Annotated in this window: 1 protein-coding gene; it reads left to right on the top strand. The window is 70.4% G+C overall.

Going from position 1 to position 467, the window contains the following annotated elements; genetic code table 11:
- Window positions 1–467, top strand: a 467-nt coding sequence (locus ACFHWT_RS31460; RefSeq protein WP_416598342.1) for a glycogen/starch synthase, incomplete at both ends; no start/stop codon positions are given.

Raw genomic sequence — 467 nt, 5'->3', positions numbered from 1 at the left:
CGGATTCTGATGCTGTCCTGGGAGTACCCGCCGGTGCTGGTGGGCGGACTGGGCCGGCACGTGCACGCCCTCTCCGTCGCCCTGGCCAACGCCGGCCACGAGGTCACCGTCGTCACCCGCCACGCCCCCGGCGCACCCCTCGAGGAATACGCCGACGGCGTCCGCATCATCCGCGCCGCCGAGGACCCACCCCTGTTCCCCCTGGCCACCCCCAGCCTCCTCGCCTGGACCATGGCCTTCAACCACACCCTCACCCGCGCCGCCCTGCGCGCCACCCAGACCGCCGAATACGACGTCATCCACGCCCACGACTGGCTCGTCACCCACACCGCCATCACCCTCACCGAACACCTCGACATCCCCCTCGTCGCCACCATCCACGCCACCGAAGCCGGCCGCCACCAGGGCTGGCTCCCCGACGAGATGAACAAGTCCATCCACTCCATCGAACACTGGCTCGGCCACGA

It is taken from the genome of Micromonospora sp. LOL_021, assembly GCF_048060215.1.
In the GTDB taxonomy this organism is placed as follows: Bacteria; Actinomycetota; Actinomycetes; order Mycobacteriales; family Micromonosporaceae; genus Micromonospora_E.
This window is presented reverse-complemented; position numbering and strand designations above follow the sequence as displayed.